The sequence below is a fragment of the Priestia flexa genome (genome assembly GCF_021441905.1).
GTDB classification, from domain to species: domain Bacteria; phylum Bacillota; class Bacilli; order Bacillales; family Bacillaceae_H; genus Priestia; species Priestia flexa.
This window is the reverse complement of sequence record NZ_CP090431.1, coordinates 3,463,364-3,478,657: the sequence shown is the minus strand read 5'-3', so window position 1 is coordinate 3,478,657 and position 15,294 is coordinate 3,463,364. Positions and strand designations below refer to the sequence as shown.

At 39.3% G+C, this 15,294-nt stretch carries 11 protein-coding genes and 1 other RNA gene; 11 read left to right on the top strand and 1 reads right to left on the bottom strand.

Annotation, left to right across the window (positions count from 1 at the left end; genetic code table 11):
- The first annotated feature begins 56 nt into the window (after nucleotides 1-56).
- The 11 genes from LZP85_RS17930 to LZP85_RS17880 all read left to right on the top strand — a co-directional run bounded on the left by LZP85_RS17930 (nucleotide 57) and on the right by LZP85_RS17880 (nucleotide 11,740).
- Nucleotides 57-1,241 (top strand): phosphoglycerate kinase, encoded by a 1,185-nt coding sequence (locus tag LZP85_RS17930; protein ID WP_025907460.1) that lies wholly within the window; start codon nucleotides 57-59, stop codon nucleotides 1,239-1,241.
- A 187-nt stretch (nucleotides 1,242-1,428) separates the two neighbouring features.
- The gene (tpiA, locus tag LZP85_RS17925) at nucleotides 1,429-2,184 is read left to right on the top strand and encodes a triose-phosphate isomerase (protein ID WP_234561835.1); all 756 of its coding nucleotides are present in this window, start codon (nucleotides 1,429-1,431) and stop codon (nucleotides 2,182-2,184) included.
- On the top strand, nucleotides 2,184-3,716 hold the full coding sequence (gene gpmI, locus LZP85_RS17920; RefSeq protein WP_119542615.1) for a 2,3-bisphosphoglycerate-independent phosphoglycerate mutase: 1,533 nt from the start codon (nucleotides 2,184-2,186) through the stop codon (nucleotides 3,714-3,716). The genes tpiA and gpmI overlap by 1 nt, the downstream gene beginning before the upstream one ends.
- A 25-nt stretch (nucleotides 3,717-3,741) precedes the next feature.
- A complete protein-coding gene (eno, locus tag LZP85_RS17915; protein ID WP_025907465.1) occupies nucleotides 3,742-5,037 on the top strand; it encodes a phosphopyruvate hydratase in 1,296 nt (431 codons plus the stop codon).
- A gap of 177 nt (nucleotides 5,038-5,214) precedes the next feature.
- Nucleotides 5,215-5,448, top strand: a complete 234-nt coding sequence (secG, locus tag LZP85_RS17910) for a preprotein translocase subunit SecG (protein WP_025907467.1) — start codon at nucleotides 5,215-5,217, stop codon at nucleotides 5,446-5,448.
- 274 nt (nucleotides 5,449-5,722) lie between these two features.
- Complete coding sequence (locus tag LZP85_RS17905; protein ID WP_025907469.1) at nucleotides 5,723-6,463, top strand: alpha/beta hydrolase; 741 nt, start codon at nucleotides 5,723-5,725, stop codon at nucleotides 6,461-6,463.
- Nucleotides 6,464-6,578: 115 nt separating this feature from the next.
- Nucleotides 6,579-8,933 (top strand): ribonuclease R, encoded by a 2,355-nt coding sequence (gene rnr / locus LZP85_RS17900; RefSeq protein WP_119542614.1) that lies wholly within the window; start codon nucleotides 6,579-6,581, stop codon nucleotides 8,931-8,933.
- Between the two features lie 64 nt (nucleotides 8,934-8,997).
- Complete coding sequence (gene smpB, locus LZP85_RS17895) at nucleotides 8,998-9,465, top strand: SsrA-binding protein SmpB (protein ID WP_076512327.1); 468 nt, start codon at nucleotides 8,998-9,000, stop codon at nucleotides 9,463-9,465.
- Between the two features lie 137 nt (nucleotides 9,466-9,602).
- Nucleotides 9,603-9,964, top strand: a transfer-messenger RNA (tmRNA) gene (gene ssrA, locus LZP85_RS17890).
- A gap of 263 nt (nucleotides 9,965-10,227) precedes the next feature.
- A complete protein-coding gene (locus LZP85_RS17885; protein ID WP_206782926.1) occupies nucleotides 10,228-11,058 on the top strand; it encodes an AraC family ligand binding domain-containing protein in 831 nt (276 codons plus the stop codon).
- A 49-nt stretch (nucleotides 11,059-11,107) separates the two neighbouring features.
- The gene (locus LZP85_RS17880; RefSeq protein ID WP_234561833.1) at nucleotides 11,108-11,740 is read left to right on the top strand and encodes a LysE family translocator; all 633 of its coding nucleotides are present in this window, start codon (nucleotides 11,108-11,110) and stop codon (nucleotides 11,738-11,740) included.
- An 89-nt stretch (nucleotides 11,741-11,829) separates the two neighbouring features.
- Here LZP85_RS17880 and LZP85_RS17875 read toward each other — a convergent pair whose 3' ends face one another.
- Nucleotides 11,830-15,000, bottom strand: a complete 3,171-nt coding sequence (locus LZP85_RS17875; protein WP_234561831.1) for a bifunctional cytochrome P450/NADPH--P450 reductase — start codon at nucleotides 14,998-15,000, stop codon at nucleotides 11,830-11,832.
- Nucleotides 15,001-15,294: the final 294 nt, after the last annotated feature.

The following is a 15,294-nucleotide window of genomic DNA, read 5'->3' as shown; positions in this document are numbered from 1 at the left end:
TTACATAGAAGCCTAATTGCTTAGTACCCCATAATACTTAAGGAGGCCTTTTGACGATGAATAAAAAAACGTTGAGAGACATCGATGTAAAAGGAAAGCGAGTATTTTGTCGCGTAGACTTTAACGTACCAATGAAAGACGGAAAAGTAACAGATGAAACTCGTATTCGTGCAGCTCTTCCTACTATTCAACACCTAGTAGAACAAGGTGCAAAAGTAATTTTAGCTAGCCACCTTGGACGTCCAAAAGGCGAAGTAGTTGAAGAATTACGTTTAACTGCTGTTGCAGAGCGTTTACAAGCTCTTTTAGGTAAAGACGTAGCAAAAGCTGACGAAGCTTTTGGTGAAAACGTGCAAAAAACAATCGACAGCATGAACGAAGGCGATGTTTTAGTACTTGAAAACGTACGTTTCTACCCAGGTGAAGAGAAAAATGATGCTGAATTAGCAAAAGCATTTGCTGAGTTAGCAGACGTTTACGTAAATGATGCATTTGGTGCAGCTCACCGTGCACATGCTTCAACTGAAGGAATTGCTCACCATATTCCAGCAGTAGCAGGTTTCTTAATGGAAAAAGAACTTGATGTGCTTTCTAAAGCATTATCAAACCCAGACCGTCCATTCACTGCAATTGTTGGTGGAGCAAAAGTTAAAGACAAAATCGATGTAATTGATAATCTGCTTGATAAAGTAGATAACTTAATCATCGGTGGAGGACTTTCTTACACATTTATTAAGGCACTAGGCCATGAAGTAGGTAAATCTCTTCTTGAAGAAGATAAGATTGATCTTGCAAAATCATTCATGGAAAAAGCGAAGAAAAACGGTGTTAACTTCTACATGCCAGTAGACGTGGTAGTAGCAGATGACTTCTCAAATGATGCAAACACTCAGACTGTATCAATTGAGAACATTCCAAGCGATTGGGAAGGCTTAGATGCGGGCCCAAAAACGCGTGAAATCTATGCTGACGTAATTAAAAACTCTAAGCTAGTGATCTGGAATGGACCAATGGGTGTATTTGAATTAGATACATTCGCTAACGGTACAAAAGCAGTAGCGGAAGCTTTAGCTGAAGCAACTGACACATACTCAGTAATCGGTGGAGGAGACTCTGCTGCAGCTGTTGAGAAATTCGGTTTAGCTGATAAAATGAGCCATATTTCTACAGGTGGCGGTGCGTCACTAGAGTTTATGGAAGGTAAAGAACTTCCAGGCGTAGTTGCTCTAAACGATAAGTAAGTTGAACGTAACAGTTCGATGGAGGACCGACCTGAAAACTGATGCTAAGAACGAACATCACAGAGAGTAACGAGTGGGACATGAAAGAGATAAAAAGAGTGTGGACCGACCTCTTTTGAACAGCACCCTCTTTTTAATCCAACGTGAGTGAAGGGAAACCAACAATAAACAAAGGACGGTGTTACACATGCGTAAACCAATCATTGCAGGAAACTGGAAAATGAACAAAGTACTTTCAGAAGCAACAAGCTTTGTAGAAGAATTAAAGGGAGCAGTACCATCTCCTGAGAACGTAGAATCAGTAGTATGTGCTCCAGCATTATTCTTAGACCGCTTAGTGCAAGCAACTAAAGGTACAGACTTAAAAGTTGGTGCACAAAACATGCACTTTGAAGAAAGCGGAGCATTCACTGGAGAAGTAAGCCCAGTTGCACTAGCTGATTTAGGCGTGAACTATGTAATCTTAGGGCACTCTGAGCGTCGCGAAATGTTCGCTGAAACTGACGAAACAGTAAATCAAAAAACAATCGCTTCATTCAAACATGGTTTAACACCCATCGTTTGTTGCGGTGAAACAAATGAAGAGTATGAGCAAGATCAAACAAAAACAGTTGTAGCTAACCAAGTACAAAAAGCGTTAGCAGGTTTAACTGACGAGCAAGCAAAACAAGTTGTTATTGCTTATGAGCCAATCTGGGCAATCGGTACAGGTAAATCTTCAACTGCAGAAGGTGCAAACGAAGTTTGTGCTTATATCCGTAGCGTAGTAGCAGAGCAATTCTCTCAAGACGTAGCAGATGCAGTTCGTATTCAATACGGCGGAAGCGTAAAGCCTGCTAACATCAAAGAATACATGTCTCAATCAGACATCGACGGTGCTTTAGTAGGTGGAGCAAGCTTAGAAGCTTCTTCATTCTTACAGCTTTTGGAGGCTGGTAAGTAATGAGTAAGAAACCAACAGCATTAATCATCTTAGATGGTTTTGCATTACGTGATGAAGAAAAAGGTAATGCAGTTAAACATGCAAAAAAACCAAACTTCGATCGTTACTGGAACGAGTTTCCACATGCGACACTTCAAGCATCAGGTGAAGCTGTAGGTCTACCAGAAGGCCAAATGGGTAACTCTGAAGTAGGACACTTAAATATCGGTGCAGGTCGTATCGTTTATCAAAGCTTAACACGCGTAAATGTAGCAATTCGCGAAGGTGAGTTTGAGAAAAACGAAACGCTTGTAGCTGCTGTGAAGCACGCAAAAGAAAAAGGTACAAGCCTTCATCTTTTCGGACTTTTATCAGACGGTGGTGTTCACAGTCACATCGAGCATTTATATGCTCTGCTTCGCTTAGCGAAAAAAGAAGATCTAGAGAAAGTGTATATTCACGGTTTCTTAGATGGTCGTGACGTAGCACCTCAATCTGCCGAGCAGTATTTAAAAGAATTAAATGAAAAAATTGAAGAGTATGGCGTTGGTGAAATTGCAACACTTTCAGGACGTTACTACTCAATGGACCGTGACAAACGCTGGGAGCGCGTTGAAAAAGCTTATCGCGCAATGGTTTACGGTGATGGTCCATCTTATACAAGCCCTCAAGAGTGCGTAAAAGACTCTTATGAAAACGGCGTATATGACGAATTCGTTTTACCTTCTGTTATTACAAAAGAAGACGGTTCGCCAGTTGCAACGATTAAAGACGAAGATTCAGTTATTTTCTATAACTTCCGTCCTGACCGTGCAATTCAAATTTCAAATACGTTTACAAACGAAGACTTCCGTTCATTTGATCGCGGTGAAAAACATCCAAAAAACTTACATTTTGTATGCTTAACTCACTTTAGTGAAACAGTTGACGGATATGTAGCATTCAAGCCTGTTAACTTGGATAATACGCTTGGTGAAGTATTATCTCAAAACAACTTGAAGCAGCTTCGTATTGCGGAAACAGAAAAATACCCACACGTAACGTTCTTTATGAGCGGTGGACGCGAAGCAGAGTTTCCTGGTGAAAAGCGAATCTTAATCGATTCACCAAAAGTAGCAACATACGACTTAAAACCTGAGATGAGTGCTTATGAAGTGACGGACGCGTTGCTTGCAGAAATCGAAGGAGACAAGCAAGATGCTATTATCTTAAACTTTGCAAACCCAGATATGGTTGGACACTCTGGTATGTTAGAGCCAACAGTTAAAGCAATCGAGACAGTCGATGAGTGCCTAGGTAAAATTGTAGATGCAATTTTAGCTAAAGGCGGTACAGCAATCATCACAGCAGACCATGGTAACTCTGATGAAGTTATAACGCTTGAAGGTAACCCAATGACGGCTCATACAACAAACCCAGTTCCAGTTATCGTAACAAAGCAAGGCGTAGAGCTTCGCGAAGGTGGTATTCTAGGTGACTTAGCTCCTACAATGCTTAACCTTTTAGATGTAGCTCAGCCGAAAGAAATGACAGGTAAAACATTAATTAAATAATTGATTTTTAAAGGAGAGTTTTAAAATGCCAACAATTCTTGACATTTATGCACGCGAAGTATTAGATTCTCGCGGTAACCCAACAGTTGAAGTTGAAGTATACACTGAGTCAGGCGCTTTCGGACGCGCAATCGTACCAAGTGGTGCTTCTACTGGTGAACACGAAGCAGTAGAACTACGTGACGGTGACAAATCTCGTTACCTAGGTAAAGGTGTATTAAAAGCAGTTGAAAACGTAAACGAAATCATCGCTCCTGAATTAGTAGGTATGGACGCAACTGATCAAATCGGTATCGACCGCCTTATGATCGAGTTAGATGGTACTGAAAACAAAGGTAAACTAGGTGCTAACGCTATCCTTGGTGTATCTATGGCAGTAGCTCACGCAGCAGCTGACTTCGTAGGTCTTCCATTATACCGTTACCTTGGTGGATTCAACGCTAAGCAATTACCAACTCCAATGATGAACATCATCAACGGTGGTTCTCATGCTGATAACAACGTTGACTTCCAAGAATTCATGATCTTACCTGTAGGAGCTCCTACATTTAAAGAAGCAATCCGTATGGGTGCTGAAGTATTCCACGCGTTAAAAGCTGTATTATCTGCAAAAGGCTTAAACACAGCTGTAGGTGACGAAGGCGGATTTGCTCCAAACCTTGGTTCTAACCGTGAAGCATTAGAAGTAATCGTTGAAGCAATCGAAAAAGCTGGCTACAAAGCTGGTCAAGACATCCAATTAGGTATGGACGTTGCTTCTTCTGAATTCTTCAACAAAGAAACTGGTAAATATGATTTAGCTGGAGAAGGCCGTAACGGTTTAACTTCTGCTGAAATGGTAGACTTCTACGAAGAACTAGTTAACGAATTCCCAATCGTTTCAATCGAAGACGGTTTAGACGAAAATGACTGGGATGGTCACAAACTTTTAACTGATCGTATCGGTGGTAAAGTACAACTTGTTGGTGATGATTTATTCGTAACAAACACGAAAAAACTTGCTCAAGGTATCGAACAAGGCGTAGGTAACTCTATCCTTATCAAAGTTAACCAAATCGGTACATTAACTGAAACATTTGAAGCAATTGAAATGGCTAAACGTGCTGGTTACACAGCTGTAGTTTCTCACCGTTCTGGTGAAACTGAAGATGCAACAATCGCTGATATCGCTGTTGCAACAAACGCTGGTCAAATCAAAACTGGTTCTATGTCTCGTACAGACCGTATTGCGAAATACAATCAATTACTACGCATCGAAGACGAGCTAGGTGTTCTAGCTGTATACGATGGCGCTAAATCTTTCTATAACTTAAAGAAATAAGTTATATGAGTGATAAAAAAGATGGATGAAAACTTTCATCCATCTTTTTTTTTGTCCTTACTTGTACCAATAGCCATTTTATGATAAATTTACTTTAAAGTAGTCTGATTTTTAGCATATAAAAATAGTTTGTATAGATAGCAACAGTTTATTTTCCTTATCTACAGGAGGTAGCATATGCACACATTTCTAATCACGCTGCTAGTTATTGTTTCGATTGCGCTAATCGTGGTTGTTGTTCTTCAAACAAGCAAATCCACTGGCTTATCTGGAGCAATTTCAGGTGGTGCTGAAACATTATTCGGTAAGCAAAAAGCGCGTGGACTTGATTTAGTACTGCACCGTTTAACGGTTGTATTATCCGTGCTGTTTTTCTTATTAACGATTGCGGTATCATATTTTCAACTGTAAGTTCGTTTGTAAATACCACCTGATGTATACGAATTTGGTATGTGCCAAGTTGTATACATCAGGTGGTATTTTTCATAAGTGTTCAATTCTTTAACTTTAAATTCATGTAATGATATAATGAATGTTTAATGAAAAAGATTCCATTTTGCTTGGGCAAATGGAATTACATAAACAAACACAATGATTAGGTCATGCTGTGTGAGACATATCACATAAAAAAATGACTGATTCCTTCATAGTTGTAGACATTATAGAAAAAAAGGAGTTAATTGAAATGAAAATTGCACAACCAAAACCGTTCACTTTTGAAGGTGGAGATAAAGCCGTATTGTTATTACACGGATTCACAGGTAATTCAGCAGATGTTCGTATGCTCGGACGCTTCTTAGAAAAGAAAGGGTACACGTGTCATGCACCTCATTATAAAGGACATGGCGTAGCACCTGAAGAATTAGTACATACAGGGCCTGAAGATTGGTGGAAAGACGTAATGGATGGCTATCAGCTTTTAAAAGATCGTGGTCATGAAAGCATTGCAGCAGTTGGGCTATCACTTGGTGGCGTATTTTCGCTTAAATTAGGTTACACTGTACCTATAAAGGGTATTGTCCCAATGTGCGCACCTATGTATATCAAAAGTGAAGAAGTGATGTATGAAGGTGTTTTAGAGTACGCTCGCGAATATAAAAAGCGTGAAGGAAAATCTGAAGATCAAATCCAGCAAGAGATGGAAGAATTTAAGAAGACACCGATGAATACGTTGAACGCATTACAAGGACTAATTTCAGAAGTTAGAGACTCTGTTGATATGATTTATGCACCAACATTTGTTGTACAAGCACGTAACGATCATATGATTAATACAGATAGTGCAAATATTATCTACAATAATGTTGAGTCACCTGTAAAAGATATTAAATGGTATGAAGAATCGGGTCATGCTATTACGTTAGATAAGGAAAGAGACCAGCTGCATGAAGATGTTTATCAATTCTTAGAATCATTAGATTGGTAAAAGGCTAATCAAAAAATGAGAGCCTAAAGTTGGCCAAAAAAGTAAATGAGGACGGATGAATGCTATTTTTGATAAATAGTGTTATTGATAAGCACAACGAAAAGGAGGGAAAGACATGGAACAAGAAATTCAACAGTATATTGACCGTTTGTTAACGTTTATGAAAGAAGAAACGTATAAACCTTTAACGGTCCAAGAATTAGAGAAAGAGTTTGGGATTGAAGATTCAGCTGAGTTTAAAGATTTTGTAAAAGCTCTTGTAATCATGGAAGAACAAGGTCTTATAATTCGAGCAAGAAACAATCGATATGGTGTACCTGAACGAATGAATTTCGTTAAAGGAAAAGTAACAGGTCATGCCAAGGGATTTGCATTTGTTGTCCCAGAAGAGCAAGGAGCGGATGATATTTTCATTCCACCCACGGAGACAAACAATGCAATGCATGGCGACATTGTATTAGCTCGCGTACTGTCAGAGTCTTCAGGTAACCGCCGTGAAGGAACCATTGTTAAAATCATTGAGCGTGGTACACAACAAATTGTTGGAACGTACACGGAAAGTAAAAACTTTGGGTTTGTTATTGCGGATGATAAAAAGATCGCAGGAGATATCTTTATTCCTAAAGGTGCACGTAATGGGGCGGCAGAAGGACATAAGGTTGTTGTAGAGTTAACAAGCTATCCAGAAGGGCGCATGAATGCAGAAGGGAAAATTGTACAGATTTTAGGTCATAAAAATGATCCAGGAGTCGACATTATCTCAGTTATTCATAAATATGGACTTCCACAGGAGTTTCCAGGCGATGCTTTAGAGCAAGCGATTAATACACCTGAAACGATTTCAGAAGACGAAATAAAAGGTCGTCGAGATCTACGAGACCAAGTGATTGTTACTATTGATGGGGCAGATGCTAAAGATTTAGATGATGCGGTAACGGTAACAGAGCTTGAAAACGGTAACTATAAGTTAGGTGTTCACATTGCAGATGTTAGTCACTATGTAACGGAAGGTTCACCAATTGATGTAGAAGCGGCAGAACGCGGAACAAGTATCTACTTAGTAGATCGCGTAATTCCTATGATTCCGCATCGACTTTCAAACGGGATTTGTTCCTTAAATCCAAAAGTAAATCGATTAACGCTTTCCTGTGAAATGGAAATTAATTCAGCTGGAGAAGTGGTTAATCATGATATCTTCGAAAGTGTAATCAAAACAACTGAGCGAATGACGTATTCCGATGTTAATAAAATTCTAACAGACAAAGATGAAGCCGTTCGTGCTCGTTATGAAGAGCTGATTCCAATGTTTGAGCGTATGGAAAAACTGGCGGAAATTCTTCGTAAAAAGCGTATGGACCGAGGAGCAATCGACTTTGATTTTAAAGAAGCAAAAGTATTAGTTGATGACGACGGTCATCCAACCGATGTGATACTGCGTGAGCGCTCTGTATCCGAAAGGCTAATTGAAGAATTCATGCTAGCAGCAAATGAAACTGTGGCTGAGCATTTTCACTGGATGAATGTTCCGTTTATGTACCGTATTCATGAAGATCCAAAAGAAGAAAAGCTTAATCGCTTTTTAGAATTTGTGACGAATTTCGGATACGCTGTAAAGGGAACAGGAAATGACATTCATCCTCGTGCGCTACAGGACATTTTAGAAGCAGTAGCGGGAACACCAGAAGAGATGGTCGTTTCTAAAGTAATGCTACGCTCGATGCAGCAAGCCAAATATCAAGCAGATAACCTTGGCCACTTTGGACTATCAGCGGAGTTCTACACACATTTCACGTCTCCAATTCGCCGTTATCCTGATTTAATCGTTCATCGCTTAATTCGTACGTATTTAATTAACAATCAGGTGGATGAAGCAACGCAAGAAAAATGGGGCGAAAAGCTTCCTGAAATTGCTGATCACTCTTCAAGCATGGAAAGAAGATCGGTTGACGCAGAGCGTGAAACGGACGATATGAAAAAAGCGGAGTTTATGGCAGATAAAATTGGTGAAACGTTTGACGGAATTATCAGCTCAGTAACAAACTTTGGAATGTTCGTTGAACTATCAAATACAATTGAAGGTCTTGTACATGTTAGTGATTTAACGGATGATTATTATCGCTATGATGAACGCCATTATGCAATGATTGGTGAGAGAACAGGAAAAGTGTTCCGTATTGGCGATGAAATTGAAATTAAAGTTGCTGATGTGAATAAAGACGAGCGTGCCATTGACTTTGTTATTGTCGGCATGAAGACAAGTCAAAAGCGTTTGTCAAAAGACCGTCCAAAAGTGATTAACATGAAACAAAAGTCACGCAAGGACGATAAAGAAAACCGCAGAGGTCGTCGCAAAGATAAAGCAGGCGATTCAAAAGGTGAATGGACAACACAAAAGCCGAAAAAGAAGAAAAAGAAAAAATTCTTTGAAGGCGCACCAAATCTTAAAAAGAAAAAGAAGAAGCGTAAATAAGTGAATAGAAGCAGCCTTAACGGCTGCTTCTAAAGACGAGCGAATGAAAGGGGAATAAGCAAGTATGCCAAAAGGTGAAGGGAAAGTAGTTGCTCAAAATAAAAAAGCAAGACACGACTATTTTATTGAAGAAACGTACGAAACAGGAATTGTCCTACAAGGAACGGAAATAAAGTCGATTCGTAACGGGCGCGTAAACTTAAAAGACTCATTCGCACGCGTTCAAAACGGTGAGGTATTCTTACATAATATGCACGTTAGTCCATATGAACAAGGAAACCGCTACAACCATGAGCCGCTGCGTACCCGTAAGCTTTTACTTCACAAGCGTGAAATCAATAAATTGATCGGCTATACCAAGGAAACAGGGTATTCACTTGTACCGTTGAAAATCTATTTAAAAAACGGCTTTGCTAAGGTTTTATTAGGTCTTGGTAAGGGTAAAAAGAAATATGACAAGCGCGAAGACTTAAAACGTAAAGAAGCGAAACGCGATATAGAGCGAGCTTTCCGCGATCGTCAAAAAGAATAGTTACATTATTTTACAATTGCAAAATGCTTGTTTTGTGCTATAATAAAAATAGTTATTCGTTAGATGACTTTTGCAAACACAAGTCGCTATCTGCTGTAAGTGAAAAATCTTACGCATTCCGACTCCCTTTTCATAATGGGGACGTTACGGATTCGACAGGGATAGTTCGAGCTTAGGTTGCGAGTCGAGGAGATGGCCTCGTTAAAACATCAACGCCAATAATAACTGGCAAATCTAACAATAACTTCGCTTTAGCTGCCTAATAACAGCTTAGCGGTTCCTCCCTCCATCGCCCATGTGGTAGGGTAAGGGACTCACTTTAAGTGGGCTACGCCGGAGTTCGCCGTCTGAGGACGAAGGAAGAGATTAATCAGACTAGCTCTTTGGGCGCCTGTCAGCAGGCAGATAAATGAGCGAAATGCGAATATGCTGACTACACTCGTAGACGCTTAAGTGGCGATATTTCTGGACGTGGGTTCGACTCCCACCGTCTCCACCAAATACATAATTTTGGTGGCTAACCTTACTTATAATAAGAACCATGAAGCTGCACTAGCTACAGCTTCATGGTTCTTTTTTATTTGAAGTTTATTTATGTTGTTTCAGGTTAGAAGCTGAAACTGTTAAGGATTATGCTATGGCTATGTATTTCATCGCCATTTGAAAGAACGAAATAGTTGCATGAAGCGCAATATCATACAAGAAAAAAGCATACGTACATGTTATCTTAGAACTTTCATTACGTTATGGGAGGATAGCTACATGTCAAATGAGATTCGAACAGCTTATCTTGATCCAGATTTAAATATTGAAGCTTATCAGTTTAAGGGGATTATGCAGAAATTCCCGGCTCACTTTCATGAGTACTATGTCATCGGTTTTATTGAAAAAGGACAGCGCCATCTGGAGTGTAAAGGGAATGAATACATTATTAACCCAGGAGACTTATTATTATTTAATCCTTATGACACACATAGCTGCGAGCAAATAGATCACAAAACGTTGGATTATCGTTGTATTAATGTAAAGCCAGAAGCCATGAGCAAAGCAATGCTCGAGATTACTGGTAGCGAGCGTCTTCCAATCTTTAATCAAAGCGTTTTATGTCAAAGCGAGAGTGTCCACAGTTTAAAAGATTTACACCTGAAGATTCTAGAGGGAGAGACGGAATTTAAAAAAGAAGAATTATTTTTATGTCTGTTGGAAGAACTTGTACAAGCATATTCTGACCTTGAAGTTGTTGCACCTAACCCTGAAGTCTCTCATGAAATTAAAGACGTATGTTACTATTTAGAAGGAAATTATACAAAGGCAATAACTCTTAATGATCTAAGTGAGTTAATAGGTTGGAGCAAATATCATTTACTAAGATCTTTCATTAAACAAAAGAAAATTTCCCCTTATAGATATCTAGAAACCATTCGAGTAAACCATGCAAAGCACATGTTAGAACAAGGCATTAAGCCCATTGAGACTGCTTTTTTAACTGGGTTTAGTGATCAGAGTCATTTAACAAAGTGCTTTAAAAAACTAATTGGCCTTACGCCAAAGCAGTATATGAAAATTTTTAGAAGTAGAGGAGATAATCATTAAGTAATTGCTTTATTAAGATAAACAGTAGTAAAAGTGGTGGAGGAGTAAAATGGATAATTTAGTTGCTTACATCTTAATGGCACTTGTGATGTCTATGATTCCAGGTGCAGATACGCTACTCATTATGAAAAATACGATTAATTACGGAGCAAAAGCTGGCCGCTATACGATATTAGGAATGGCAACAGGGCTTACTTTCTGGACGATTATTGCAGTTTTGGGTCTATCAGTCGTGATTGCTCAGTCAGTGTTTCTATTTAATACAATCAAATATGTAGGAGCCGCATACTTATTTTATTTAGGTGTGAAAGCATTTGTAGACAAAGATATCATTTCGTTAAAATCAGTTGAGGTTGAAAGTGATGCTCAAGTTCATCATTCATTACGCCGTTATTATAAAGAGTCTTATTTGCAAGGAGCACTTAGTAATATTCTTAACCCAAAGACAATTTTAGTCTATATCACATTTATGCCTCAGTTCATTAATATTAATGAAAATGTAAATCAGCAGTTAATAGTTTTAGGCTTAATTCTTACCTTGATAGCAGTAGTGTGGTTTTTAGTTGTCGTTTATATCATAGACCACGTGAAAAGGTGGTTAGAAAAACCTCAAGTTCAAAAGGTATTTCAAAAATCTACAGGATTAATGTTAATAGGTGTAGGAATAAAAACGATTATATGATGTTCATAAACTACCGCTGTTTGAGCAGATGAAAAAGAACCATAAAGTAACTCTATGGTTCTTTTTCGACGTTTTCATGTTTGACCGAATCATGAACCAGCCCAAACATCTTGGTTATAGCGTCCTTTTAGCTGTAGGTTGCTCAGCCATTTTCTAGCATCTGGCTCGCTTACGTTATGAACGCTTTGATAAGCTTCGCAAAGCGTTCGTTCAACGTCAGGAGCCATCTTGCTTCCATCTCCACAAATGTAGAGGTAAGCACCTTGGTCAAGCAATGAAATTAAATAATCTCCATCTTTCTTTATAAGGTCCTGTACATACGTTTTCGGTTGCTTGGCTAATCGAGAGAATGCTGTATGGACGGATACAAGCTGATCTTGTTCAGCTCGTTCTAGCTCTTCTCGGTAAAGATAATCAAGCTCTGGGTGACGGCATCCGAAGTAAAGGTGAGCTTCTCCAAGGTTTGTTCCTTGCTTTTTCAATATGCTACGTTGCTGTAAAAATCCCCTAAATGGTGCAATGCCAGTTCCAGGACCAACCATAATAACAGGCGTTTCTTTGTTTTCTGGCAGTTGGAAATTCGATTGCGGTGTACGAACAAAGCATGTAATTTCGTTTCCTTCCGTACATTCAGCTAAATAAGTTGAAGCAACACCTTTATAGTGGCCGTTACCACTCCAAGCAGGTGAATCAACGACACCGACCGTAATACTAAGCGTATCTTTTTTTACAAGTGGCGAACTTGAAATAGAGTAGTAGCGTGGCTTGAGCGCTGAGAGTTGCTCTAAAAAGCGTTCAAACGGCATTTCGCATGCTTCATACTTCTCTAAAAAGTCCAGCATTGAAACGCGCTTTTCTAATACTTCTTTTTGATAGGTTCCTTCTTCAAGCAGAGCTTCAAGCTCATATTTGTGCGGTGGACAAACAATGAAAGAAGCAAGCTCACGAATTTGTGCACGAGTAGCGACGCTTTGGAGCTCAACACTATAGGTAAGTAAATCTTCTAAGCATACAGGACGATTTACTGGTAAGTGAACCGCAGAGCGTCCAGTAGCTGTTAGCAGTACTTGGTCACTTCCTTTTAGGCGGAACCTTTTTAGTGCACGATCTACGAGAGCTGTGCTGTTTTTGGGTAAAACACCTAGATGGTCGCCTTCTGTATACGTCATTCCATTAGGTAACTGCACTTCAATAGCACGAGTGCTTCGATTACTAGCAGCCGCTTGAAGTTCACGATTTTCTATAACAGTTGCTTGAATCGCTTCGTATGAAGGTGCCAGCGGTGAACTGCTTAGACCATTTATGAACTGTAAGCTGAGAGAAGCCTGTTTTCGCTCTAGATTTTCCTTTACTTTTAACCCAAACGTGTTCAGCACTGATTTCCACATTGCTGATTTCCAAGCGCTAAATTCCTCTTCGAAATCTCCGCTTACATCGCCTTCGCCTCTGTCTGAAAAACGTGTTGCGCCTTTTTTTGCAAGCAGTTCGTCGATTGTTCTTGGAACTGCTTGATAAGTGCTTGCCCAGTTGCGGTCTCCGCAGCCAAATACAGCATAAGTAACGCCTTCAAGTTCATTTACTCCTGCTTCATCTAACCATTTCAAAAACTGAGTTGCATTGCTAGGCGGTTGCCCATTATAAGAAGCAGTGACAATCAAAACAGCGCTTTCTCTTGGTAAAGATCCGGCGTGGTCATTTAAACTCGCTGTTTCCACTTTCACATCGTGAATGCTTGCTTCTGCTGCAAGCTCCTCGGCTACACCTTTGGCTGTGCCCGTATCGGATCCGTAAAGCACAAGTAGAGGTAGGTTATTTGCCCCGATAATTTCTGCTTGTTTTTGTTCTTGCTTCTCTTCTTTTGTGTTTTGTTTGTTGATTGTAGCCGGTTGTAAATTTACTTCTCGCTTTTGTACTCTAATTTTAAAATCATTGGGCTTTAGTGTTAACGATTGTTTAATGTCTAGCTGGTAATTGTTATGGTCAATAAACGTAAATTTCTTTAATAGCATCCCGAGTACGAGCGTGGCTTCATGAAGCGCAAACTGCATACCAATACATGCTCGCTGCCCATTTCCAAAGGGTTTAAAAGCATGATGTGGCACTTTTTTAGGATCTTCAAACCGTTCTGGAATAAACTCTTCTACATTATCTCCCCAAGCACTTTTATCACGATGCAAAGAAGGAAGTAAAACCATAATGCGCTCACCTTCTTTTTGCACAGGGTATTTGCCTCCAATAAGGGCGTCTTCTTTAGCAAAAAGGTTGAAAGCAGGTGCGGTTGGCCATAATCGGAGAGATTCGTTTAACGCCATTTTGATATATTTGAGTTTTACTACTTGGTCATATGAAGGTACATCATCCGTCAAAATAGTATCGACTTCTGTATAAGCTTTTTCCAACTTATCAGGATTATTCATTAAGTAGTAAATGGCAAATGACAGTAATCCACTCGTTGTTTCATGACCTGCAATTAAAAAAGTAATAATTTGATAACGAATGTTTTCATCATCTAGCAGTTCATCTGTCTCAGGATCTTTAACGTTTAGCATGCGCGCCAATAAATCTTTGTCGTTCTGACCATTTTGGTTTTTGCGTTCTGAAATGATACTATCAACCAATGAAAACATCGCTTGGATATCATGTTGAAACTGTTTTTTTGTTCGAACCATTAATTTATCTTGAATATCTAGTCGCTGCATTTGATGCATGGCTTCTTCTAAAGCACGTACCATACTTGTTACAAAAGGGTGATAGTTTTCGCGATAAAAGCTATTGAAGCGATAGTTGAACCCACATAAGCCAATTGTATCTAATGTGAGTCTGGTCATATCCTCTGGAACATCAACTTCTTCATTTGGGTTTAAACGCTCCCACTTTTGAACGAGCTGAACCGCAATATCAGTCATCATAGAATGGTAATCTTTCATTGCTCGTTGACTAAATGTTGGAGCCAAAATATTGTGTGCCTTTTGCCAGTTTGGTTCGTGTGTCCAACTTGTAAAGAGACCATCGCCACCAAAAGCGCGAACTTTAGCTAAAGCACCTTCAGCATTTTTATCAAAACGTGACTGGTCACACACTTCTTTTACAAGCTCATGTCCTGAAAGAACAAGAGAGGAGCCGGTCGGACCTTGTAATCGGAAAATCGGGCCATATTCTTCAGCTAATTTCATTAACGATAGGACGGGTTTATTTTTGTCAAGCAAAGGTACGTTGCCAAGAGGTCCATATGTTTTAGGTTGAGGTATTTCGGTTTTCATAAAAAAATCATCCTTCCTACATGTAATGAGTAAGTGCTATTCAGTTGTCGAAAAAAATTCCTTTCTCGAAAAATATGGTAGATAAATAATTTTATCATTTAATTATTTTCAATCCCAATGATATCCTTTTTGAAGGTAGGGTATCAGACGATTTCTAGCTTAGTATATGAGCTTATTCTTTGTAGTAGTAGCTTTTATTTATCATCATGTAAAGATGAATGATGATGGTGCTGAAAGAATTGCCGAATAAATTAATTGCGGTATAATAGAAGGTGGCAGAGTGATGTTTTAACA